Origin of the sequence: Campylobacter concisus (genome assembly GCF_015230015.1) — a bacterium.
Taxonomy (GTDB): Bacteria; Campylobacterota; Campylobacteria; order Campylobacterales; family Campylobacteraceae; genus Campylobacter_A; species Campylobacter_A concisus_AF.
Genome location: NZ_JAAKZC010000013.1, coordinates 18491 through 41949 on the forward strand (window position 1 = coordinate 18491; position 23459 = coordinate 41949).

The 23459-nt window shown below is 38.4% G+C and carries 27 protein-coding genes; 14 read left to right on the forward strand and 13 right to left on the reverse strand.

Annotated elements, in window-relative coordinates; all coding sequences use genetic code 11:
• Nucleotides 1-11: 11 nt before the first annotated feature.
• A complete protein-coding gene (locus G6W42_RS07450) occupies nucleotides 12-968 on the forward strand; it encodes a methionine ABC transporter ATP-binding protein (RefSeq protein ID WP_149723303.1) in 957 nt (318 codons plus the stop codon).
• Nucleotides 968-1642: a methionine ABC transporter permease gene (locus G6W42_RS07455; RefSeq protein ID WP_002940443.1), complete on the forward strand. Its 675-nt coding sequence runs from the start codon at nucleotides 968-970 to the stop codon at nucleotides 1640-1642. The genes G6W42_RS07450 and G6W42_RS07455 overlap by 1 nt, the downstream gene beginning before the upstream one ends.
• Here G6W42_RS07455 and G6W42_RS07460 read toward each other — a convergent pair.
• Nucleotides 1631-2590 (reverse strand): permease, encoded by a 960-nt coding sequence (locus G6W42_RS07460; protein WP_194173532.1) that lies wholly within the window; start codon nucleotides 2588-2590, stop codon nucleotides 1631-1633. The genes G6W42_RS07455 and G6W42_RS07460 overlap by 12 nt on opposite strands.
• 102 nt (nucleotides 2591-2692) lie before the next feature.
• On the opposite strand from G6W42_RS07460, the gene G6W42_RS07465 reads away from it, so the two are divergent.
• The 3 genes from G6W42_RS07465 (at nucleotide 2693) to G6W42_RS07475 (ending at nucleotide 4924) form a co-directional block, all read left to right on the forward strand.
• Complete coding sequence (locus G6W42_RS07465) at nucleotides 2693-3028, forward strand: ArsR/SmtB family transcription factor (protein WP_103599125.1); 336 nt, start codon at nucleotides 2693-2695, stop codon at nucleotides 3026-3028.
• 258 nt (nucleotides 3029-3286) lie between these two features.
• Nucleotides 3287-4069: a MetQ/NlpA family ABC transporter substrate-binding protein gene (locus G6W42_RS07470; RefSeq protein ID WP_002940462.1), complete on the forward strand. Its 783-nt coding sequence runs from the start codon at nucleotides 3287-3289 to the stop codon at nucleotides 4067-4069.
• 75 nt (nucleotides 4070-4144) lie between these two features.
• On the forward strand, nucleotides 4145-4924 hold the full coding sequence (locus tag G6W42_RS07475) for a MetQ/NlpA family ABC transporter substrate-binding protein (RefSeq protein WP_194173533.1): 780 nt from the start codon (nucleotides 4145-4147) through the stop codon (nucleotides 4922-4924).
• A gap of 24 nt (nucleotides 4925-4948) precedes the next feature.
• On the opposite strand, the gene G6W42_RS07480 is transcribed toward G6W42_RS07475, so the two are convergent.
• The 4 genes from G6W42_RS07480 to G6W42_RS07495 all read right to left on the reverse strand — a co-directional run bounded on the left by G6W42_RS07480 (nucleotide 4949) and on the right by G6W42_RS07495 (nucleotide 7663).
• Nucleotides 4949-5542 (reverse strand): hypothetical protein, encoded by a 594-nt coding sequence (locus tag G6W42_RS07480; RefSeq protein WP_194173534.1) that lies wholly within the window; start codon nucleotides 5540-5542, stop codon nucleotides 4949-4951.
• 98 nt (nucleotides 5543-5640) lie between these two features.
• The gene (locus G6W42_RS07485) at nucleotides 5641-6108 is read right to left on the reverse strand and encodes a hypothetical protein (RefSeq protein WP_194173535.1); all 468 of its coding nucleotides are present in this window, start codon (nucleotides 6106-6108) and stop codon (nucleotides 5641-5643) included.
• Nucleotides 6109-6189: 81 nt separating this feature from the next.
• The gene (locus tag G6W42_RS07490) at nucleotides 6190-7200 is read right to left on the reverse strand and encodes a hypothetical protein (protein ID WP_194173536.1); all 1011 of its coding nucleotides are present in this window, start codon (nucleotides 7198-7200) and stop codon (nucleotides 6190-6192) included.
• A 1-nt stretch (nucleotide 7201) separates the two neighbouring features.
• On the reverse strand, nucleotides 7202-7663 hold the full coding sequence (locus G6W42_RS07495) for a hypothetical protein (protein ID WP_194173537.1): 462 nt from the start codon (nucleotides 7661-7663) through the stop codon (nucleotides 7202-7204).
• Between the two features lie 247 nt (nucleotides 7664-7910).
• Between G6W42_RS07495 and G6W42_RS07500 the strand changes: the two genes are divergently transcribed.
• Nucleotides 7911-8501 carry a DedA family protein gene (locus G6W42_RS07500; protein WP_194173538.1) on the forward strand — a complete coding sequence of 197 codons (591 nt, stop codon included), beginning with the start codon at nucleotides 7911-7913 and terminating at the stop codon, nucleotides 8499-8501.
• Nucleotides 8502-8570: 69 nt separating this feature from the next.
• Here G6W42_RS07500 and murI read toward each other — a convergent pair whose 3' ends face one another.
• Nucleotides 8571-9359, reverse strand: a complete 789-nt coding sequence (gene murI, locus G6W42_RS07505) for a glutamate racemase (protein ID WP_194173539.1) — start codon at nucleotides 9357-9359, stop codon at nucleotides 8571-8573.
• A gap of 91 nt (nucleotides 9360-9450) precedes the next feature.
• On the opposite strand from murI, the gene G6W42_RS07510 reads away from it, so the two are divergent.
• Nucleotides 9451-10611 carry an FtsW/RodA/SpoVE family cell cycle protein gene (locus G6W42_RS07510; protein ID WP_009293817.1) on the forward strand — a complete coding sequence of 387 codons (1161 nt, stop codon included), beginning with the start codon at nucleotides 9451-9453 and terminating at the stop codon, nucleotides 10609-10611.
• On the forward strand, nucleotides 10608-11630 hold the full coding sequence (murG, locus tag G6W42_RS07515; protein ID WP_194173540.1) for an undecaprenyldiphospho-muramoylpentapeptide beta-N-acetylglucosaminyltransferase: 1023 nt from the start codon (nucleotides 10608-10610) through the stop codon (nucleotides 11628-11630). Before G6W42_RS07510 ends, murG begins: the two co-directional genes overlap by 4 nt.
• Here the strand turns inward: murG and G6W42_RS07520 are convergent.
• On the reverse strand, nucleotides 11622-12356 hold the full coding sequence (locus G6W42_RS07520) for an imidazole glycerol phosphate synthase (protein WP_103646946.1): 735 nt from the start codon (nucleotides 12354-12356) through the stop codon (nucleotides 11622-11624). The two genes, murG and G6W42_RS07520, sit on opposite strands and share 9 nt — an antisense overlap.
• 117 nt (nucleotides 12357-12473) lie before the next feature.
• On the opposite strand from G6W42_RS07520, the gene G6W42_RS07525 reads away from it, so the two are divergent.
• Complete coding sequence (locus G6W42_RS07525) at nucleotides 12474-13232, forward strand: RNA polymerase subunit sigma (RefSeq protein WP_194173541.1); 759 nt, start codon at nucleotides 12474-12476, stop codon at nucleotides 13230-13232.
• Here the strand turns inward: G6W42_RS07525 and G6W42_RS07530 are convergent, their stop codons facing one another.
• The 6 genes from G6W42_RS07530 to G6W42_RS07555 are packed head-to-tail and all read right to left on the reverse strand — an operon-like array spanning nucleotide 13233 to nucleotide 18811.
• Entirely contained in the window at nucleotides 13233-14483 is a 1251-nt protein-coding gene (locus tag G6W42_RS07530) for an RNA polymerase factor sigma-54 (RefSeq protein WP_242042722.1), read from the reverse strand. It abuts the gene before it with no gap.
• A gap of 3 nt (nucleotides 14484-14486) precedes the next feature.
• Nucleotides 14487-15215, reverse strand: coding sequence for an LPS export ABC transporter ATP-binding protein (gene lptB / locus G6W42_RS07535; protein ID WP_002940487.1), 729 nt, complete (start codon nucleotides 15213-15215; stop codon nucleotides 14487-14489).
• Nucleotides 15208-15606: a tRNA (adenosine(37)-N6)-threonylcarbamoyltransferase complex ATPase subunit type 1 TsaE gene (tsaE, locus tag G6W42_RS07540; protein ID WP_103595874.1), complete on the reverse strand. Its 399-nt coding sequence runs from the start codon at nucleotides 15604-15606 to the stop codon at nucleotides 15208-15210. Before tsaE ends, lptB begins: the two co-directional genes overlap by 8 nt.
• Nucleotides 15606-15851, reverse strand: coding sequence for an RNA-binding S4 domain-containing protein (locus G6W42_RS07545; RefSeq protein ID WP_002940508.1), 246 nt, complete (start codon nucleotides 15849-15851; stop codon nucleotides 15606-15608). The genes tsaE and G6W42_RS07545 overlap by 1 nt, the downstream gene beginning before the upstream one ends.
• 33 nt (nucleotides 15852-15884) lie before the next feature.
• A complete protein-coding gene (locus G6W42_RS07550; protein WP_194173543.1) occupies nucleotides 15885-16712 on the reverse strand; it encodes an alpha/beta hydrolase in 828 nt (275 codons plus the stop codon).
• A complete protein-coding gene (locus G6W42_RS07555) occupies nucleotides 16706-18811 on the reverse strand; it encodes a TonB-dependent receptor domain-containing protein (RefSeq protein WP_194173544.1) in 2106 nt (701 codons plus the stop codon). The genes G6W42_RS07550 and G6W42_RS07555 overlap by 7 nt, the downstream gene beginning before the upstream one ends.
• A 220-nt stretch (nucleotides 18812-19031) precedes the next feature.
• Between G6W42_RS07555 and G6W42_RS07560 the strand changes: the two genes are divergently transcribed.
• Genes G6W42_RS07560 through era form a run of 5 tightly spaced genes read left to right on the forward strand, consistent with a single transcriptional unit; the run spans nucleotide 19032 to nucleotide 23456 of the window.
• Nucleotides 19032-20255, forward strand: coding sequence for an argininosuccinate synthase (locus tag G6W42_RS07560; RefSeq protein WP_194173545.1), 1224 nt, complete (start codon nucleotides 19032-19034; stop codon nucleotides 20253-20255).
• 23 nt (nucleotides 20256-20278) lie between these two features.
• Nucleotides 20279-20725, forward strand: coding sequence for a 50S ribosomal protein L9 (gene rplI, locus G6W42_RS07565; protein WP_009293837.1), 447 nt, complete (start codon nucleotides 20279-20281; stop codon nucleotides 20723-20725).
• Nucleotides 20726-21259, forward strand: a complete 534-nt coding sequence (gene hslV / locus G6W42_RS07570) for an ATP-dependent protease subunit HslV (RefSeq protein ID WP_002940451.1) — start codon at nucleotides 20726-20728, stop codon at nucleotides 21257-21259.
• Nucleotides 21260-21267: 8 nt separating this feature from the next.
• On the forward strand, nucleotides 21268-22590 hold the full coding sequence (gene hslU / locus G6W42_RS07575; protein WP_194173546.1) for an HslU--HslV peptidase ATPase subunit: 1323 nt from the start codon (nucleotides 21268-21270) through the stop codon (nucleotides 22588-22590).
• Nucleotides 22587-23456: a GTPase Era gene (gene era / locus G6W42_RS07580; RefSeq protein WP_194170468.1), complete on the forward strand. Its 870-nt coding sequence runs from the start codon at nucleotides 22587-22589 to the stop codon at nucleotides 23454-23456. Before hslU ends, era begins: the two co-directional genes overlap by 4 nt.
• Nucleotides 23457-23459: the final 3 nt, after the last annotated feature.

Sequence of the window (23459 nt, forward strand, 5' to 3'; positions counted from 1 at the left end):
AGGAAAATTTAGTGATAAAAATAGAAAATTTAACCAAATTTTATGGTGATACGCAGATCCTTTTTGATGTAAATTTAGAGGTTAAAAAGGGTGAAATTTTTGCTATCGTGGGGCACAGCGGTGCTGGTAAATCAACGCTTTTAAGGTGCATAAACGGGTTAGAGAGCTATCAAGGTGGCAGCTTAAAAGTCTTTGACCAAGAGATAAAAAATTTAGATGAGACGCAGCAGAGACATTTGAGGCGAGATGTTGGGATGATATTTCAGCATTTTGCCTTGATGGCTAGGAAAAATGTCTTTGAAAACGTCGCTACTCCGCTTAAATTTTGGGGTTATAAAAGCGATGAAACTGAAAAAAGAGTAAGAGAGCTTTTAAATTTAGTCGGTCTTGAAAGTAAGGCAAAAAGCTATCCAAGCGAGCTAAGCGGTGGCCAAAAACAGCGCGTAGCCATCGCTAGAGCGCTTGCTTTAAATCCTAAAATTTTACTAAGCGACGAGGCGACTTCGGCTCTTGATCCAAACACGACAAATCAAATTTTAGAGCTGCTTGAAAAGATAAACAAAGAACTAGATATCAGCGTCGTTATCGTCACGCACGAGATGGAGGTGGTTAAATCTATCGCAAAACGTGCCATCTTGCTTGAAGGCGGCAAAATAATAGGCTCTGGAAGCATCGAAGAGCTATTTTTAAAGCCAGATGAGAAGATGAAAGAATTTTTAGGCGAAGTAGAAATTCTGCCAAGCACTGGCACAAATATCAGGCTATTTTTCCCAAAAGAAGTAGCTCAAAACAGCGTGATCACGCACATGGCTAGAAGCCTAAACATAGACTTTAACATAGTCTGGGGCAAGCTTGAAAAGCTAAACGACAACGTCCTTGGCTCGCTTGTCATAAACATAGATGAAAAAGATAAAGAAAACGTACTTAACTACATCAAGCAAAGTGGCGTTTTGTGGGAGGTTGCTTGATGTTTGGTATTGATTTTTCTAAATTTCCAGATGTATTTTCTAGGATACTTTTGCCAGCTATCGGCGAAACGCTATATATGAGCATAGTCTCCACCCTACTCGCCTTTGCCATAGGCCTTATACCTGCGGTTTTGCTCATCCTTTCAGACAAAAACGGCCTCAAGCCAAACAAACAGCTTTATTTTGTACTTGATATTGTTATAAACGTGCTTAGAAGCTTTCCGTTTATCATTTTAATCATCGTGCTCTTTCCTGTCACAAAAATGATCGTGGGCACAAGCATCGGCACTACAGCTGCGATCGTTCCACTAACTATCGGAGCGGCTCCGTTTGTGGCAAGGCTCATTGAGAATGCCCTAAAAGAGGTTGATAAAGGCATCATCGAAGCAGCACAAAGCTTTGGTAGCTCAAAATTTCAGATCATCTTTCGCGTGATGTTTGTAGAGGCGCTTCCTGGCATCATCTCGGCATTTACGCTAACGCTTATCGTAAATATCGGCTTTTCGGCGATGGCTGGCGCAGTTGGCGGTGGCGGACTAGGATCAGTCGCTATAAACTACGGATATCAGAGATTTCGCCCAGATATCATGCTCTACACCGTGGTTATTCTTATCATAATGGTTCAAATTTTCCAAGTTTTAGGCAACTATCTCTATAAAATTTCAAAAAAATGATTTTAAAAACATTGCAAATGCTAATGCCACACATAAGATAAAAGCGATAAAAATTGCCATAAATTTTGGCTTAAAAAACCTATTAAGAAGTATGATTTCCGGCAGGCTAACACCTGCCGCCGTTATTACAAACGCTCCAAATGCGGCCGCACTAGCACCCGAGGTAAGAAGCACTAAGCCAATTGGCACTAGCGCTTCTACTCTAACATAGAGCAAAATTCCAAACAATGCCGAAATAAGTATCGAGGCGATGTCGCTAGAACCAAGATAGTTTGAGACAAGCTTTTGCGGAACAAATCCGTGTATAGCGGCGCCGATAAACATCGCAAGCAGTATGTAATAAAATAGTTTTTTATACTCTTTTACCGAGTTTAAAAGCGCCATTTTGTAAATATTTTTACTATTTTTTATATCCTTGCAAGAGCAAGCTTGTGTCTGATTAACGGGCGTAAAAACAAAGCCTTTAGTTGGATTGTTTGGGCTAAATTTTGGTTTTAAAAAATCATCTTTTAAAAATAGATTTTGATCTGCTTTTGACAACAAAAGACCAAAAGCAAGCGATGAGATGAAAATGACCGTAAAATAAATAATGCTAAATTTAAACCCAAAACTCATAAAAAGAAGCGTTAAAATTACAGGATTAACAAGCGGAGAGCTTAACAAAAATACGCTACTAACGCCAAGTGATACGCCGCTTTTTAAAAACCCATTTAAAAGCGGTATAGTAGAGCACGAACAAAACGGCGTAATAGCGCCAACCAAAAACGCCTTGATAAAGCTTGAAATTTTTGTGCTTATAAGGTGTTTTTTGAGTTTTTGACTAAATTTTTCAGATACGATAAATACCAAAAAAGAGACACAAAAAAATAGTAGTGAAATCTCTGTAAAATAAAGTATGAAAAATTTGATAAACTCAAATATATTGTGTTGATTAAAAAGATCGAGCATTTTTTTACCTTTAAATTTTTTATATGATTATATACTAATATAGGAATATAGTCAAGTATAAATTTAGTTCTTTTAAGTTAAAATCATAAAAAAGGTATAAAAATGCAATATGTTGATATTCTTGCGCTAAAAAGCGAATTTATGAGAGTTTTGGCTCATCCTGTTAGGATCGGGATAGTTGAGGTTTTGGGTGATAAAAAGATGAGCGTAGGTGAAATTTGTGAGCTTTTAAATAAAGAACAAGCAACGGTTTCAAAGCATCTTGGGGTATTAAAAAATGGGGGAATTTTAAAAAGCGAGAAGTCTGGACTTAATGTTTTTTACTCGGTTGATATTTGCTGTTTGCCAAATTTTTTGGAATGTTTAAAAAATATTTTAGAGGAAAAAGCAGCCAAAAACTCAAAAAATGCAAGAGGTGTCATAAAAAGTCTAAGATAAATTTCTAAAATTTATTTTTTTTTAAACTTTTTTACTTAAAATTGCCGAATTAATTTTAGCTGAAAGGACAAAAGATGAAATCAGATATGTGCCAGATGTGCCGCCTACTAAAAAACGCGTCGTCGAAAGACTAATCTCTAAGCACAGAATTTCTTTTTAAGTGCTTAGAAAAAGCTTAAGCGCTTAAAAAGAAATTTAACCTTCTAGCTTAAATTTATCCTTTTTTGGTGCTTGGCAAATTTTAAAAAAGGATAATAAATGAAAAAACTACTTCTTACCTCTTTAGTTGCCCTAGGCCTTAGCGTTAGCGCAAATGCTGCTGACAAGTCAAAAACAATAATCGTCGGTGCTACACCTATCCCACATGCTGAAATTTTAGAGGTTGTAAAGCCTATTTTGGCAAAAGATGGCTACACTCTTGAGATCAAAGAATTTAACGACTACACCACGCCAAACCTTGCGACAGAGGACGGCGACCTTGACGCAAACTTCTTTCAACACATCCCATATCTTGAAGAATTTAACAAAAACAAAGGCACTCACCTTGTAAAAACAGTTGGCGTACATCTCGAGCCAATGGGAGTTTATTCTAAAAAGATTAAAGATATAAAAGAGCTAAAAGATGGCGCAGTGGTCTCTATCCCAAATGACCCAACAAACGAGAGCCGCGCACTTGATATCGTAGCTAGCGCTGGACTTATCAAGCTAAATGACAACCCGCTAAAAACTCCGCTTGATATAGTTGATAACCCTAAAAAGCTTAAATTTGAAGAGATCGAGGCTGCTCAAGTGCCAAGAACGCTTGATGACGTTACTATTGCAGTTATCAACACAAACTACGCGCTAAATGCAAATTTAAATCCAACAAAAGACGCGCTTGTGATCGAGGGTAAAGATAGCCCATACGTAAACTACGTAGTTGTAAAAGCTGGCAATGAGAACAGTCCTAAAACTAAAGCTCTTGATAAAGCTATCAACTCACCAGAAGTTAAGAAATTCATCGAGACAAAGTATAACGGCGCTATCATCCCAGCGTTTTAATTAAATTTATAAAAGCGACGTAAAAGCTTTTACCTTTTTAGCGTCGCTTTAAATCAAATCAAAAAAGGAAAAACAATGAAATTTATCAAACTTTTAACCGCATCTTTAGTTGCTCTAAGCCTTTACGCAGCCGACAAAGACCACACTATCAATGTTGGCGTCTCACCTGTGCCACACGCTGAAATTTTAGAATTTGTAAAACCAAAGCTAAAAGACAAGGGCTATGACCTTGTTATTTCTGAAATTTCAGACTATTCGATACCAAATGTCGCCACAGAAGATGGCAGCTTAGACGCAAATTTCTTTCAGCATTTGCCATATCTTGAGGAGCAAAACAAGGCTAGAGGCCTGCATCTTGTAAGCGTTGCGAGCGTGCATGTCGAGCCACTTGGCTTTTACTCTAAAAAGATAAAAGATATCAAAGAGCTAAAAGATGGCGCAAAAGTGGCGATCGCTTACGATCCGTCAAATGGCAACAGAGCGCTTAGAATTTTAGAAAAAGCTGGTCTTATAGAGATCGATAAAAACGTAAAAGTTGCAACTGTAAATGACATAACTAAAAATCCTAAGAATTTACAATTTGTCGAGCTAGAAGGTGCTCAGATCCCAAGGACACTTGATGATGTCGATATCGCTGCTATTAGCACAAATTTCGTCCTTGATCTTGGCATGAGCGTGGCAAAAGACGCACTTTTACTTGAAGACGCTAACAGCCCTTATGCAAACATCATCGTCACAAGAGCTGGCAACAAAGAGAGTCCTAAGATCAAAGCTTTAGTTGATGCGGTTCTTAGCCCTGATACTAAAAATTTCATCATCACTCGCTACAAAGGCGAAGTCATACCTGCATTTTAAAAACGGGGCGAGCTTTCGCCCTATCTATCTTTTTTGAGTTAAATTTTTATTTGCTTTGTCATACAAAAATATTATTAAAATCAATAAAAATGGATATATGAAAAGATCAAATTTAAAGCTTCTATAAACAAACATTTCAATGAAATCAGAGAAAAATTTGGCACAAATTGGTATATGAAATAAAATAAAATTTATGCTTCTAATAACAAAAGCAAAAAATAATATTGGCGTTATCAATAAAAAATATAAAAAATATTCTTTTGCATATATGTATATAAATATCAAAAAGCAGCCTGAAAGAATTATCATAAGATGTGGTATTAAGTCTATTTTTAAGGTATTGATATCTTTTAGAATGCTGTTTTTATCTATAAAAATATAAAGAATAAACAATGGTAATGATATCTCAATGATCAAATAGGCCAAGCTATATACAAAATAATCAAATTTGTTTGTGATACTAATGTTAAGACAACAAAATAAACAAAGCAAAGCGATTAGAAATTTAAGCTTACTAAAATTTCTTAAGTTTTCTAAAGCTGCGCTACACCTAATGGCAACAAATCCAAGTTCTTTGCTTTGTATCTCCGTAAATAGCCAAAATAAAATGGTTTTCACAACTAAACAATCCTCTCTATTTTTTACTTATCTTTGGCTATTATACACTTCAAAGAGAGCTACATCTTTGTATTTTGCTTGTTTGAGCGCTATTTTTGTCAAAGTCGTCTTTCTAATTTATCTAATAGTATCACTTTGTAGTTTAGTGATTTGGTCTGTCTCCATGCACCACCTAACCCATAAACATTAAGAATTTCTTTTAGTAGCGCAAAAATTTCCTCAATGACTAATGAGCTATCAGTAATCGGCTTTACGTCTAATAAAAGCCATACTTTATCATAAGATACATGGTCTATTGTTTTATTATATAGCTCATTTTCTAGTATGATTTCAAACATTTCACCTTGATAATAAAGTATCCATAGGCTTTTTGAAAGATATCCATGATCTACCTTTGGATCATGGAAAAAGCCACTCTCCATAAGCCAGCAGTCGCGCTCCTTGTCTATAACCCAATACCATTGATCAGGCAAAACGTTATCAGATGGATTATATTTAAGAAAAATGTTAGTAAGGCCATACTTTTCATCATCCTCTTTTGTGATAATTGCATTTTCAAATGCCATTTTCTTCTCCTAATATTTTAATATTTTTAACTTATAGTCAAGATATATTTATTTATGTAGTTTTAAAACTAAAAATGCTGTTTATTGTCTTCTAATTCTCTGTTTTTCTTCTTTATCGTCTGTAGCATTTAATTTTGTTTTGTTTTCTTCAGACATTATATCAACTAGAGCTTTTGATTTGTCTTCTATTTCTATATGTGGGGGTTTAAAAGATGTATTGTTTATATTGTGACCAAAGTAAACTTCGTTTGCAATTGAGTTAACATCCGGCTTATCATAGCTATTTGGGTATTTGGTTGTAGAATTATAAAATTGATGGGACATGCTTTCATTATAATTATTTTGCAATATATAATCTAATACGTCTTCACTAACACTAACGCCTGAATTTTCTTCTTTTATAGTGGCTAAAAATTCTTCTACAATATCAAAGGATGAAATATTATTGTTTTTGGTTATATTATTAATATAATATTCTTTAGAATTGTCTTTTAGATAATTTAGCTTATTTATGTCTGTATCGTTGGTATTTAGCTTGGATATAAATTCTAATTTATCCATTCCATTAATTTTAGTTATATTTTCATTTTTTATAATCTCAGGAAGTTCGGTTTGATAGAATGTTCTATTTGTAAGAGCATTGTCTCCTATTAATATTATTATTTCCCCATTGGTTACAGAAGTGAAGCGTTTAGATACTGTATCCCAAGCACCATTATAGGTTCCATAAAGAAAATTTTTAACGAGGGAGCCGTCTTTTTTTATTAGGTCTTCTTTTATATCAAAATTTGGATTTTCTTTTTTAAAAATTTTTTCGATAGTTTCCAATAATATATGATTTGCCTCTTCGCCGCTTATTGTTAAAAACTTGGCAACAGTTGTTTTATCAATCATTCTAAAATTATCATTTCTTTTAAAACTATTAAGGGCATCATATAAATTTGGTTGTATTTTTCTATCTATACCACTATACAATACGGTTGTTTTTCCGCATGAAGAAATATCAATCTCTTTTAAGATATCAAGAATATCGTTAAGCGAATCAACATCTTTTAGTCTAGCATTTGCTTGCTCTAAACTTAATCCAATCATCTCATTTTTCCTTATTGTCGGTTAAATCCTGTAACTCCATAGTATAGTTTGGTTCTTCCCCAAACAAATCACGATCTCTATAAACCTCTAAAATTTCTTTTAGAAGACACAAAATATCTTGCTTACTAAGATTTGGCGTATGACTTGGTTTTATATCTAAAATTTTCCAGATCCTATGAAATTTTTTCTGAGTTTTATCTATAATAATTTCATAATCCATAGTTATTTCTAGTATTCTATTATCGTAATATAGTATCCAAAAAGTCTCTGTGCTAAGGGCATGATCATACTCATCACTAGGGAAATTTAAAAGACACCACATCCAACAATCTCTACTTTTGTCGATGGTCCATTTTTGCTTATTTATAAAATCTTTATACGGTGGATTGTATTTGTAGTAAATTTTACTTAGCCCATACTTTTCATCATCCTCTTTTGTGATAATCGCATTTTCAAATGCCATTTTTTCTCCTCAACTTTTAATGTCATAAAATTATATCTGCTAGATATTTATATTTGCTTAACATAAAGCTTTTTTAGTACTATCCTTACATCTAATTTTTATATTCTTAGCTTTTGTTGTAGATAATTTTTCTCTTTATTAATAAGCTTGGATTTTTATTTTTATTAATTTTTAATAATTTTACACCTAAATGCTTAAGCGGCACTTTGCTACAATGCCTCACTTTAAGATAAATTTCGGAGTAAAAATGCTACATGACATTATTGATTTTATCGTTTCAAGCGTGAGTAGCTGGGGGTATGCTGGCATATTTGTGATGATGTTTTTAGAGAGCTCATTTTTTCCATTTCCAAGCGAAGTGGCGATGATACCAGCTGGATACCTAGCCCACAAAGGCGAGATGAGCCTAGCGCTTGCCTTTATCTCAGGCACGCTTGGTAGCTTGCTTGGAGCTATTTTCAACTACTATCTTTGCTACTTTTTTGGACGTGAGATCATCTTAAAATACGGCAAATTTGTGGGCATCACTCACGAAAAGATGGATAAATTTGAAGCATTTTTTAATAAACACGGCGAAATTTCAACCTTTAACTCACGCCTCATCCCTGGAATCCGTCAGTATATCAGCCTGCCAGCAGGGCTTGCTAAGATGAATATTTTTAGATTTTGCCTATTTACCACACTTGGTGCTGGGGTTTGGTGTGCGGTTTTGCTTGGAATTGGTTACTTTCTAGGCTCAAATCCAGACAAACAGACACTTCTAACTATCACGATCTCCCTTTTAACTGTGGTTGCGGTAATAAGTGCTATATATATAGTAAAGCAAAGAAAGAAATAATACATATAAAAATACATAAAATTTAGTGTATTTTGCTAAATTTGGCTTAAATTTTTAGATAAATTTAGCTTAGTTGATCGCTCTTATTTTTTCTAAGCGAGCTAAATTTCTTGAAATTTTCTCTAGCTCGCTTTGCTCGCACACCTCGTTACCTGAGTAGAAAAATTTTATATTTGGAGTTAATTTTATATTTGAAATTTGAAGTTTAAGCTCGCTTATGAGGCGCTTTACCGTCCCTTCGTTGCCGTCTATTATGCTTACGTTTGAAGGTAAAATTTCTCTTAAGCTATCTTTAAAATAGTTAAAATGTGTGCAGCCAAGCACCAAAAAGTCAAATTTACTTAGATCAAATTTACCTAGCTCTTCTTTTAGATATGACTTCACGTTTTTACTCTCAAACTCAGCCTTTTCAGCGAAATTTACAAGGCGAGGCAGAGCAAGCAGCTCGGTTTTATCTTTTGCGTTTAAATTTGTGATCAGCTCTTTTAGTTTTGCGCCATTTACGGTGACTGGAGTGGCGATGACAAGCGTTTTTAGGGCGTCATCATGGCTTAGATCGTGAGCCTTTTTTACAGCTGGCTCCATACCGATGATGGGCACGCTTAAATTTGCTCTAAGCTCTTTTATCGCCACACTTGTCGCTGTGTTACAAGCTACCACGACAGCTTTTGCGCCATTTTCTATAAGAAATTTAACCGCGTCAAAGCTAAATTTTAAAATTTCATCCCTGCTCTTTTGTCCGTATGGGACATTTTTCACGTCTGCATAATATAAAAATTCATGCTCGCTAAGCTTACTTAAAGCTTCGTTTAAGACGCTAAGTCCGCCAATCCCCGAGTCAAATATACCTATCTTCATGCCCATCCTTAAAGCCTGCAATTATAGCAAATAATATCTTTGTAAGCCGTTTTTTATTATACTTTGGCTCATTTTAAAGTTGGAGCTAAATTTGGCAGTTGATAAGGTTATTTTCTATCTTTGCGCGACTTTGATCGCCATAAGTATCATTTTCTCACTATCTTTGCCAGTTTTTACAGTTTTGTTTTTTAACTACGACGAATTTCACTTTTTCATCCGCCAGTTTGCAGTCGGATGCATAGGAATTTTTCTCATGTGGTGGCTCTCTAGGCTAAATCCCGACAAAGCGCTAGTTTGGATAGGCTTTGGGCTTCTTATCTCGTGTGGTATCGCTATGGGGCTCATGCACGCCTTGCCAGCTTCGATGGTGACTGACTCTGGAGGTGCTAGACGCTGGATCAGACTGCCTGGCTTTTCACTTGCGCCTGTTGAGTTTTTCAAAGTTGGTTTTGTCTATTTTTTAGCATGGAGCTTTACTAGAAAATTTAGCGACGGTAAGAGAACCTTGATGGCTGAGCTAAAGATACTTTTGCCTTATATCATTCTTTTTGGTATCGCTATCTTTCTTATCGCCGTTATGCAAAACGACCTTGGTCAGGTTGTAGTTTTGGCACTTACTTTTGTGACGATGGCGCTTTTTGCAGGGGCTAGCGTAAGGCTCTTTGGTATCGGTATATTAGGCGCTGCCTTTGTCATGACGGTGGCGATAGTTAGCTCTGAGCACAGAATTTTACGTATAAAGTCATGGTGGGGCACGATACAAAACATGGTTCTCTCTTTCTTACCAGATAGCGTAGCAAACGTGCTTAGAGTGGCAGACGCGCCAGAGCCATATCAAATTTCTCACTCACTAAATGCGATCAAGCATGGCGAGTTTTTTGGCGAGGGGCTTGGAGCTGGGATATTTAAGCTTGGCTTTTTAAGCGAGGTGCATACGGACTTTGTGCTAGCTGGCATAGCTGAAGAGGTCGGTGTTTTTGGTATTTTGTGCATCACAGCGATCTTTATCACGCTACTTTATAGGATATTTAGAATTTCAGCCAGGAGCGAAAACAAGGTCTATCATCTATTCTCGCTTGGTATCGGGCTTATCTTGTCGTTTTCATTTTTGATGAATAGCTACGGCATCACGTCGATCACTCCGATAAAAGGTATCGCGGTGCCATTTTTGAGCTATGGCGGCAGCTCCGTGCTTGCTATATGCATCGGCATCGGCATGGTCTTGATGGTTAGTAAAAAGGCGAAACTATGATAGTTATTTGTGGTGGCGGCACTGGTGGGCATTTGGCGATCGCTAGAAGCTTTTGCGAGGAGCTAAATAAGAGAGGCATAAAGCCTATTTTCATTGGCTCAACTAGTGGTCAGGATAAATTTTGGTTTGAAAATGATGATAAATTTGCAAAAAAATTTTTCTTACCGAGTAGTGGCGTCGTAAATAAAAGAGGTCTTGCCAAGCTAAAATCACTAACAAACATTATAAGCCTAGCTCTAAAGTGTAGGCAAATTTTTAAAGAAAATGGCGTTAAAGCAGTCATTAGCGTGGGAGGTTACTCAGCAGCGCCAGCAGCCATAGCAGCCATCATCTCAAAAACGCCACTTTTCATTCACGAGCAAAATGCCGTAACTGGCAAGCTAAATAAAATTTTAAAGCCATACGCAAAGGGCTTTTTTAGCTCTTATGATGAGCTCTCGCCCTGCCCTTATCCTGTGGCAAATAAATTTTTTGAAAGCCAAAGAGTTAGAGACGAGCTAAAAACGATACTATTTTTAGGTGGCTCACAAGGTGCAAAAGCGATAAATGAGCTAGCTATAAATTTAGCCCCATATCTTAAAGAAAAAGGGATAAAAATCATTCATCAATGCGGTAAAAACGCCCTTGACGAGCTTAAAAAAAGATATGATGAGCTTGGCTTTAGCGAGGCAAATTTAGAAATTTTTGACTTTAGCAAAGAGATAGAAAAGAAGATGAGTGAGGCTGATCTAGCCATATCAAGAGCTGGAGCTAGCTCACTTTGGGAGCTTTGCGCAAACGCCCTACCATCTATCTTTGTGCCATTTCCTTACGCTGCTGGCAATCACCAGTTTTATAACGCTAAATTTCTAAAAGATAAAGGCATAGCTGAAATTTGCCTGCAAAATAGCGAAAATTTAGACAAAGACGAAGTCATAAAAATGATCGAGAGCTTTGATCTAAACAAAAGTAGCAAAGCTCTAAAAGATATCCTTTTGCCAAATGGGGCAAAAGAGATAATGGATAAAATTTTAAGCTAGATCTTCGCCTATGGCGTAGGCTTTTAGCTCTCGTAGCTCGTAAATGAGGTAGTGATAGATAAGCTCGTTTGTCTTTAGGCTCTTGCCTGAAAGCACTGGCCTGATCATCTCGATGATCCTATCTGTGATGCCTGCGATCTCAACCAAAAGTAGTTCGTCGCCCCTTTGTTTGGCAACCCTTATGCAGTTATAAAAAAATGTGTAGATAGTTTTAAAATTTTCCAAAACGACGTTTGAGACGATCTGAGAGTCGAGATGTAAAATTTTATTCATCCTATTTTGTAATTCCATTAGCTCGGCAAGTAGCCCTCTTATCATCGCTGTATCGCCACTTCTTGAGAAGATACTTTTCTTCTTTTTTTTGTTTTGTATCTGATACTCAGCAACCAAAATTTGCATGATGTTTGAGATATTTGTTAGGCTCTCTTGTAGGTTTTGATTAGTCTTTAGGCTCACGCCAGCCTTTTCTATCTTGTAGTATAGGCTTTTGTTTGTCTGCTCGAGGTATGAGCTGATGTTTTCGTAGTAATCTTCAGTGTTAAAGACATTTTTAAAAAAACTGCCCTCGTCTGTTGTGTTATAAAGTCTTTTTTTGATCTCTTCGACATTTTTATTAAAAGTAAGCGCATCGATCTTTGTCTCAGGCTCGACAACGCCGTTGTTTTCGATAACTTCCAAGTTTTTCTTAAGCGTATTTATCAGCTTATCAATCTCATTAAAATCCATTTTGCCTCTTTGAAATTTTTGGCTATTTTACTATAAAAAACTGAAGTTTTCGCTTGCAATCCTTAAAGAGATAAATTTATACTTCTTTTAATAAAATATCTCAAAAAAGGAGCAAAAATGAATGGTGAAGTTTTTAACGCTTGCATTATAGTAGCCTCCATAAAGCAAGCTCTAAAGTCAAATTTAGAGCTAAACTACAAAAGCGAAAAATTTATAAAAAGCCTAGTTTTTGACTATATTTTGGAGGGAGAGCCAGAAAAAAGCGAGCAAGCTAGCATAAATGAGTGGTTTATGCAGGCAAAAAAGCTTGGGTTAAGCGACGTGAAATTTGCTACAAATTTGGCTCTCTCTTCAAAGGAGCGCTCGCTGCAAGGCTTTTCAAATGTAAGCTACAAGTCGATTCTTTGCATTTATAAAGAGAAGATGAGCTACTTTGTGCCGCACTGGAGCTTTAAAGAAGATAAAAAGGGCTGGGATATAGTCTATAAAGAATTTATCCTAAATGGCACGCCAGAAATTCAAAAATTTAGTGACAACACTTTGGAGTTTAAAGATATCCTAACAAGGATCACTAAATTTGCAGATGAGATAGAGTGTGAGAACTTTGGCGACTGCTTTAGAAAAGGGCTAAAAGCGCTAAATGAGCCAGAAAATATAGAGCAAAATGTTCTAAACGCGCCACTTATGCCAAAGCTAAATTTAGCCCTTTTTACTGCGGCAAGTGCGGCCGATGTCTTTGGCGGTATGGGCTCTTGGAACGACGACGCAGCGGGCTGGGCGCAGCATAAAAAACGAGGCAAAGAGTATGATGAGCTTAGCAGTGAGCTTTTTACGCAGATGCGTAAAGCCACACTTTTTGCCATAAATGAGTGGTAGCTAGCCGTTTATATAATAGATCTTTTTTCGCTGGCTTGAGCTGCCGATGTTTAGAATTTTGCGGTATTTTGTGATGGTTCGGCGAACTATTTGGATGTTAAATTTAGCTTGAATGAGCTCTTGGATTTTTAGATCAGAAAGAGGCTTTTTATGGTCTTCATTTTTGATAAGCTCTAGCAAAAATTCCTTTATCGCGGCGTTTGAAGTCTCTTCGTCAAAGCCAGTTGCAAAGAAATTTTTAAGTGCGACCGTGCCTCTTGGAGAGCTTAGATATTTGTTTGCGATGGCTCTTGAGATGGTTGAAGGGTTGCGTCCAAGCTCGTCTGCTAGGTCTTTTAGCTTCATAGGCTTTATGTCGCCACCCAAAAAGTAGTCGTACTGATACTCAACTATCATGAGCCCTATCTTATAAAGTGTCGCCTTTCTCATCTCGAGAGCGTCTATGAGCTCGCTTGCCTCTTTTATGCGTGAGCTTACAAAGGCCTCTTTCTCGTCTAATCCCTCGGTGTCAATCGAAATTTCAGGATAATAATCGTCATTTATCTGCACGCTAATGCCACTACTGGTGCTTAGCACAAAGATATCAGGCACCTTTTGGCTAGCCTCTTCTAGATATTCAATCGCCGGAGGATTTTTAAATTTCTTTATTATTTTTAGTGCGTCGTCGTAAAATTTAAGCTTTCTAAGCTTTTCTATATTTTCAAAATTTAAGATGATTTTTTTAGCACTCTGCCTGATCTCATCGCTAGTTTCGATCTCGCCAAGCTGAAACAAAAAGCTCTCTTTGATATCCTTTGCTCCCACGCCACATGGCTCAAGATAGGCAAATCTAGCCCTTACTCGCTCCACTTCGCTCTCGCAAAAGCCCGCAAAAATTTCATCATCATAAGAAAAATAGCCCTCGTCATCTAAACACTCAATGATCTTATATGCGATATCTTGGGACTTTTGCGTGGGGAAAAGTGGTGGATTGATCTGACTAATTAGCTTTTCATAGAGGCTTTCTTTATAGATGCTTAAAGCCTCGATGCTCTCGCTAACCGAGTTTTTGCTAACCTGCTCGAAAAAATTTCGCCTTTTTTCGCTTTTTTCTAAATTTTTATGTTCGATCGTGGCAAAAGGGTTTTCTTTTATAAAAGGCTCAAGCGTCTCTTTTAGCTCATCAAGCCCGCTTTGAAGGATAGGAAGCCAGCTTCTTAGCGTTTGGTTTAGTTTGATCTTTGGCGCTAAAGTTTGCTTTTGCCTTAGCATCATCTACTCAAGCAGCTTAAATTCTTCGCCAAGATAGTGCGTTCTAACAAGCTTGTTGTTCGCTACTTCGCTCGCACTGCCACTTGCTAGCAGCGAGCCATCTTTGATGACGTAGGCTCTGTCGCAAATGGCTAGCGTCTCACGGACGTTGTGGTCAGTTATCAAAACGCCTATGCCTAGCTTTTTAAGGTCTCTAACGATGCTTTGGATATCGCTAACTGCGATAGGATCGACGCCTGCAAATGGCTCATCGAGCAGTAAAAATTTTGGCTTTATGATGAGGCTTCTAGCGATCTCACAGCGTCTGCGCTCGCCGCCACTTAGGCTAACGCCCTTTCTTAGGCGGATAGGCTCGATATTTAGCATATTTAGCATCTCATTTACTCTTTTAGAGATATCTTCTTTACTTTGATTTAGTATTTCAGCGCCAAGGAGTAAATTTTCTTCTACGCTTAGCTCTTTAAATATGCTTGATTCTTGCGGTAAATAGCCAATGCCAAGGTGCGCTCTTTTGTGAAGCGGGACGTTTGTGATCTTTTCGTCGTTTAAAAAGACATCTCCGCTAGTTGGCGAGATGAGCCCGCAGATCATATAAAAAGTAGTCGTCTTTCCAGCGCCGTTTGGCCCAAGAAGCCCCACCACTTCGCCACTATTTACCTCTAAAGATATGCCTTTTATGATCTCACTTTTCTTAATCGTCTTTTTTAGATCTTTTACTTCTAGTTTATGCACTTATAACCTCGTATTTTCTGCCATTTTTGCTAGGAGAAATTTTTACTAACGTATAGCTCTCGCCGTTTTTCTTTAGAGCTTTTTCTAAATTTTCATCGCCCCACTCTACTAGATGAAGGCCCTCTTCAAATAAATTTTCGAAAAGGCCATTTTTTGCCATCCCGTCAAATCCGATCTGGTAAATGTCGTAGTGGTAGATATCTTTGCCGTAAATTTGCATCAAAGAAAATGTCGGCGACGTCACGCTCTCATCTATGCCGTGCGCTTTGATAATCGCCTTTACAAGCGTCGTTTTGCCACTTGCTAAATCGCCACTTAGTAGCACCACGCCACTTTTTGGTAGCACCCGCACAAGCTCATTAAGCTCATTTTCTAAAAGCTCAAAAACCATCAAAGCTCTTTTACATATTCGCTTTGAGCGCTTTTTGGTATGCTCTTTGTAGTTGGGATCGCTAGCACCTCATATCTCGCCTCACGAGCTAGAAATTTGATAGTGATAACGTCGCCGATCTTGACATCTTTAGCCGCTTTTGCCTGCACGCCGTTGATGCTCACAACGCCACTTTTACACATATCTTCGCTAACGGCACGCCTTTTGGTGATATTTACTACGTTTAAAAATTTATCTACTCTCATGCGGCGGATTTTAACAAAAATAGCCTTAAATTTTTAATCCTTTAGATATTTTAAAAGCTCTTTTAAATTTAGAGGTATGACGCTGCCATGGGTTTCATTTTTAAAAAGTTCAAAGTGAGAATTTACGCCACTTTGCTGTAAAATTTGAGCTAAATCACTCGCCTTTAAAATGCCAGCTTTATCCGTTTTGCCCTTTCTCTTTTCAAGCTCACCAACGCTAAGAAAGACAAATTTGGCTTTTAATTTCTCTTTAAATTTACCCTCACTCACATTTTGCTTTAAAATTTCAGACTCGCCCCACCAAAGAGATGGCGAAGCGATAAAGAAATTTGTAAAAATGCCATCATTTTTAAGCAAGGCATAGAGCGTAAAAAGGCCGCCAAAAGAGTGTCCATAAAGGCTTTTTTGGCTGTCTTGCACGTTAAATTTTTGATCAATTAACGGCACTAAATTTTTAGTTAAAAAGTGGTAAAAAGCATCTGCGCCACCACCTTTGCTAAACTCCTCGCCCTCTGCCTTTGGCGTGAGATCTCTTGTGCGTTTTTCTATCTCGTAGCTTTTGTTTGTGTCATATCCTATGCCTATTATTAGCGGTGCAGTCGTGGCGTCAAATTTGTTTAAGAGCATGTTAAACTGGGCGTTTGCGTCAAGTAAGAAAAGCACATTTTTAAACTCATCTTGCCCCTTTAGCTTGGCTGTGAAAATTTTATAAATTTCATCATTTGCGCTCATTTTAAAGGTTGAAATTTCAAATTTACTAGCGGCTTTCTCGCTTAATGGCTCAGGTGTTTGGCTAGGCCCTGCGTGCAAAATTTGCGTCACACCAAGCATAAAAAGCAAAAATTTAAAGGCTCTTACCATTTTGCAGCGACCTTAAACCAAAATCTCCTGCCCTCTTGCGGATACCAGTAGTAGTTGCCGTCGTCTGCTAGCGCCTCATCGTATCTTACTTTATCAAAGATATTGTAGGCATTTAGGCTAAGCGTTAGGTGCTTGTTTGCATCCCAACTGACGCCTGTATCGAAGGTGAGTAGGTCTTTTGTGTTCTCTCTTACTCTGTTGCCAGCGCCAAAATTTACGCTTGTTAGCTTGCTCTCGTAGTTTGCGCCAAAAAAAGTCTTGACGCTTTTTACAGGCTTATATGTAAGCGTGGCGTGAAGTGTGTGCTCTGGCGTTGCTGTTAGGCTTTTGCCATCAAGTCTAGCTAGGTCTGTCTCGCTAAATTTCATAGGACCTCTTGGCGTGTTTATCGTTGGGTTGCCAGTTTTTATCTTTGACTTATTATAGGTATAGTTTGAGCTTAAATTTAGATTTGAAAGGATGTTATAGTCACCACTTAGCTCCACACCCCAAACGGTCGCGCCCTCGATGTTAAAGTAAGTTCCCCAGCCAGGACAACCCACACTTGGGATTTTTGCGCTTGGTGGGCAAGGACCAAAGGCTGGAATTTTATTTACATTACTGCCGTCGGTGTCTAGGATCTTATCTTTAAATTCATTTCTAAAAAGCGTCACCGAGCCTCTAAAATCAGCTTGATTGTCATAATATGCTCCAACTTCATAAGTCGTGCTCTTTTCTGGCTTTAGGTCTTTGTTACCAAAATCAACTATCCTCCAGCCACCTTGGATAGTGCCTACTTCTGGAGAAATTTGATTGACATTAGGTGTTTTATAGCCGGTTGCCACGCCGCCTTTTAGGCTTAGCGTATCTGTGGCGTTATAGACTAAGTAGGCTCTTGGCGAGAGGTGGTTGCCAAAAAATTCGTTGTGAGTGAGCCTTGAGCCAAGCGTTAAAAAGAGCTTTTCGTCTAAAATTTGCCACTCATCTTCGATAAATCCCGCATGCTCACTCATCGAGTAGGTCTTTGGGTCTTTTAAGCCGTTTTTTGAAGCGTTTGAGACGATGAAGGTCGTGCCTACATTTTGCTTGCTAAAGTCATAGCCAAAAGTTAGTGCGTGAGCGCCAAGAAAGGTTGTAAATTTTGAGTTAAAGTTGTGATTTTTAACTTTTGCAGGTATGAGGCTGTCAAAAAGGCTCGTTCTTTGCGTCTCATCATAGATGTAGCTGATATCGGCATTTAGGTTATCAAATTCGCCAAGGTAGCCCACTCCGTAACTCTTTTTTTCGTAGTCGTAAGCGTTTAAAAGCTTATTTGTCTTTATAGTGGCTGTTTTGCCGACTGTTCGCGAGTAGTCGTGTTTTTCACTTGAGCCAAGGATGAAAAATTTATTGTGCTCATCTGGAGTGATCCAAAGTTTCGCACTTAAATTTCTCTTATCGCTCTTTTGGTAGCCGCCTTTGTAATTATCCTCATCTCTTAGCTTTTTATAGCCCCAAAGCTGAAGAGCAAGAAGATCTTTATAAAGTGGTAAATTTAGATAAAAATCGCCCTGTCTGCCGTCTCCTATGCCCTTATGCGTGTTTATCGTGGTTGAGATGCCGACATTGCCTCTAAATTTTGAAAAGTCTTTTTTGGTGATGATGTTGATGACGCCGCCGACTGCATCGCTACCATAAAGCGAGCTCATCGGCCCACGGATAACTTCTATACGCTCGATCGCCTCGGCTGGCGGGATGAAATTTGAGTTCATATCCCCTGCTCCGCCCTTTGGATTTGCGCTACTTGAATTTACCCTTTTGCCATCAATTAAAACTAGCGTTTGAGATTTTTCCATGCCACGTATCGAGATACCGCTAGCTGCTCCGTCCTCGCCGCCAACGACATTTACGCCTGGCACCTTTTGAGCAATAGAGTGAAGTGAGGTAAAGCTATCTTTTGTAAGCTCATCGCCACTTATCACGCTGATACTTGCAGGGGCTTCTTTTATCTGTTGCGAAAAGCCACTCGCACTTACTACGACGCCATCTAGCTTGGTTTCGTTATTATCTTTCTCTACTGCATAGAGAGAATTTACCACACAAGCACTAAGGCAAATGGCGATAAATTTTGATCTTTTCATGGTTGTCCTTTTGTTAAATTTAAAAAACGTCCTAAATTTAACAGAGTATAAATAAAACTAATATTAATTATCAAGATTTATAATAATATTTTTCTAAGCGCTCTACAAAGTGAAATTTGACCTTTAAATTTTAAAAAATACTTACATTATAAATTAGCTTAGTTTATTAAAAATTAATCAATTTAGGCTAAAATACGACCATTTCAACAAAAGGACAGCTATGAAAAAAGATGTAAAAAAAGTTGTTTTAGCATACTCAGGCGGACTTGACACAAGTATTATTTTAAAGTGGCTCCAAGACGAATATAAATGCGAAGTAGTCACATTTACAGCTGACATAGGTCAAGGCGAAGAGCTAGAGCCTGCACGCAAAAAAGCATTAGCACTTGGCGTAAAACCTGAAAATATTTTTATAGAAGATTTAAGAGAAGAATTTGTGCGTGATTATGTATTTCCAATGTTTAGAGCAAATGCCATCTATGAGGGCGAATATCTGCTTGGCACATCGATCGCGCGCCCGCTAATAGCAAAACGCCAAAGCGAGATCGCAAGACTTGTTGGTGCTGATGGTGTGAGCCACGGAGCAACAGGTAAAGGCAACGACCAAGTTCGCTTTGAGCTTGGCTACTACGCACTTGGCGATAATCTAACTATCATCGCTCCATGGCGCGAGTGGGATCTAAACAGCCGCGAAAAGCTCTTAGCATACGCTGAGAAAAACGGCATAGATATAACCAAAAAACCAGGCAAAAGCCCATACTCAATGGACGCAAATTTACTTCACATAAGCTACGAAGGTCTAGTGCTTGAAGACCCAAGCCATGCACCAGAAGATGATATGTGGAGATGGACAGTAAGCCCAAAAGATGCTCCAGATAAGAGTGAGATCATCGAGATCGGCTATGAAAAAGGCGATCCAGTTAGTATAAACGGCAAAAAAATGAGCCCAGCTGAAATTTTAACCGAGCTAAACCGCCTTGGCGCAAAACACGGCATCGGCAGACTTGACATCGTAGAAAACCGCTCAGTTGGTATGAAGAGCCGCGGCTGCTACGAAACTCCAGGTGGCACTATAATGCTAAAAGCGCATCGTGCGATAGAGAGCATCACGCTAGATCGCGGCGCAGCTCACTTAAAAGATGAGATCATGCCAAGATACGCAGAACTAATTTACAACGGATACTGGTGGTCACCTGAGCGAAATATGCTCCAAGCTCTCATCGACAAGAGCCAAGAGCACGTAAATGGCTCTGTAAAAGTTGAGCTTTATAAAGGCAATGTGACTATCCTTGGTAGAAACAGCAAAGATGATAATCTCTTTAGCGAGGCGTACTGCACATTTGAAGAAGACAGCGTTTATGATCAAAAAGATGCAGCTGGATTTATCAAACTAAATGCGCTTCGCTTCATCATCGCACGCAAAAATGGGCGAAAATTTGACTAAAAATAAAATTTAAAAGGACAAAAATGAAAGTATTATTAATAAAAGATGTAAAAGGACTTGGAAAAGCTGGCGAGATAAAAGAGGTAAAAGATGGCTATGGCAACAACTTTTTAATCGGCAAAGGCTTTGCAAAAGCAGCCACTCCAGATGTCCTTCGTCAATACGAAGCAGCTCAAAAGAGAAAGGCTGAAGAGCTAAAATATGAGATCGCAAATTTAGAAAAACTAAAAGAAGAGCTTGCAAAAGTGACAGTCGTCGTTAAGAAAACTCTTGGTGCAAATGGCTCGCTCTTTGGCTCAGTTTCAAAAGAGGAGATCGCAGCAGAGCTTGAAAAGACACATCATTTGGTAGTTGAGAAAAAGGCTATCGATCTGGATACACACCTAAAAGCAGTTGGTCTTTATGATGTCTCTATAAAGCTTGGTCACTCGATAAATGCGACCTTAAAGGTTGATGTGCAAGGAGAGTAGATGTTTCATGCGACAACCATCTTAGCCTACAAAGGCAAAAATAAAGCGGTCATCGGCGGTGATGGACAGGTTAGCTTTGGCAACACCGTCTTAAAGGGCAATGCCGTAAAAATTCGCAAAATTCACAACGGCAAAGTCCTAGCTGGCTTTGCTGGCAGTACTGCTGACGCGTTTAATCTCTTTGATATGTTTGAGAAAAATTTAGAGCATACAAAGGGTGACTTGCTAAAGGCGGTGATAGAATTTAGCAAAGAGTGGCGCAAAGACAAGTATCTAAGAAAGCTTGAAGCGATGATGCTTGTGCTTGATAGGGATAAAATTTTCTTACTTAGTGGCACTGGGGATGTAGTAGAACCTGAAGATGGCAAGATAGCAGCTATCGGAAGTGGTGGAAACTACGCACTTTCAGCGGCTCGTGCCCTAGATAAATTTGCCGATATCGACGAAGAGGAGCTAGTCAAAGAGAGCCTAAAGATCGCCGGCGAAATTTGCATCTATACAAATACAAACATCAAAACTTATGTTTTAGAATAAGAGAGAAAATGAACTTAACACCAAGAGAAATTGTTAAATTTTTAGATGACTATGTGATCGGTCAAAAGGACGCCAAAAAGATCATAGCGATCGCGCTTCGCAACCGCTATCGCCGTATGAAGCTTGAAAAGAGCTTGCAAGATGACATCATGCCAAAAAATATCTTGATGATCGGCTCAACTGGCGTTGGTAAAACCGAGATCGCAAGGCGTCTTTCAAAGATGATGGGGCTACCTTTTATAAAGGTTGAGGCTAGCAAATATACCGAGGTTGGCTTTGTTGGTCGCGACGTTGAAAGTATGGTAAGAGACCTTGCAATGGCATCATATAATCTCGTAAAAAACGAGCAAAGCGAGAAAAACCAAGACAAGATAAATGCCTACATCGAAGAAAAGATCGTCTCAAAGCTACTTCCGCCACTTCCAAAAGGTGCAAGTGAAGAGAAGCAAGCAGAGTATGCTAAGAGCTATGACAAGATGCTAAATAGGCTAAGAAACGGCGAGCTTGACGAGCTAAGTATCGAGATCGAGGTGCAGCAAAACCCACTTGAATCTGGCTCAAACGTGCCACCTGACATGGCACAGATGCAAGAGAGCTTTATAAAGATAATTGGCATCGGTGGCAAGAACATCAAAAAAGAGATGAAGGTAAAAGACGCTAAAAAAGCCCTTCAAAGCGAGGCAAATGATAAAATTTTAGACCTTGAGAGCGTAAAAACTGAGGCTTTAAGAAGAGCTGAAAACGAGGGCATCATCTTTATAGACGAGATCGATAAGGTCGCTGTTGGCTCAGGTAGCTCAAACAGGCAAGATCCTAGCAAAGAAGGTGTGCAAAGAGACTTGCTACCTATCGTTGAGGGCTCGAATGTAAATACTAAATTTGGAAATTTAAAGACAGATCACATTTTATTTATCGCAGCTGGCGCCTTTCACATAAGCAAACCAAGTGATCTCATCCCAGAGCTTCAAGGCCGTTTCCCACTAAGGGTCGAGCTTGATAGTCTTGATGAGGACGCGCTTTATCAAATTTTAACCCAGCCAAAAAATTCGCTTTTAAAACAATATATCGCACTTCTTTCAACTGAAAATGTCGAGCTAGAATTTGACGATGAAGCGATAAAAGAGATAGCAAGGATCGCTCACGCAGCAAATGAAAAGATGGAAGACATCGGTGCTAGACGCCTTCACACGGTGATCGAGCGCGTGATAGAAGATATCAGCTTTGAGGCTAGCGAAAAGAGCGGCGAAAAGATAAATGTCACAAAAGAGCTCGTAAAAGAGCGCCTAAAAGACGTGGTTGAGGATCAAGATCTAGCGAGGTATATACTTTGAAATCAGGCTTTGTTAGCATCATAGGACGCACAAATGCTGGCAAAAGCTCGTTTTTAAATGCATTGTTGAATGAAAAGATCGCCATTGTCTCGCACAAGCAAAACGCAACTCGCAGAAAGATAAATGGCATAGTTATGAACGGCAAAGATCAGATCATCTTTACCGACACGCCAGGGCTTCACGAGAGCAACAAGGCGATAAATCAACTACTAATAAACCAAGCTATAAAATCGATGGGAGACTGCGATCTCATCGTATTTTTAGCGCCTATCCATGATGATACAAGCGACTACGAGAAATTTCTAGCTCTAAATCCTGAAAAACCACACATCTTAGTGCTAACAAAAGTCGATGAGAGCTCAAATGCTAAAGTACTTGAAAAGATCACTCAGTACCAGAAATTTCAAGATAAATTTGCAGCACTTCTTACTTTTAGCACCAAGCAGGCTACCTATAAAAAGCCGCTTCTTGATGAAATTTGCAAGCTTTTGCCAGAGCATGAGTACTTTTATGATCCAGAATTTCTCACACCAACAAATGAAAAAGAAATTTTTAGAGAATTTATACTTGAAGCGATCTATGAAAATTTAAGCGATGAGATCCCATATCTTAGCGATGCGATCATAAAAAGCGTAAAAGAAAAAACAGGTATCACTGAAATTTATGCGAGCATCATCACGGAGCGTGACATCCACAAAAGTATGATCATCGGGAAAAATGGTGAAACTATTAAAAGAATAGGAATTTTTGCAAGAAAGTTAATACAAAATTTAACAAACACAAAGGTCTTTCTAAAGCTCGATGTAGTCGTTAAAAAAGGCTGGAGCAAAGAAGAAAAGAGCCTAAATCAGATAATCGGCTATTGATTT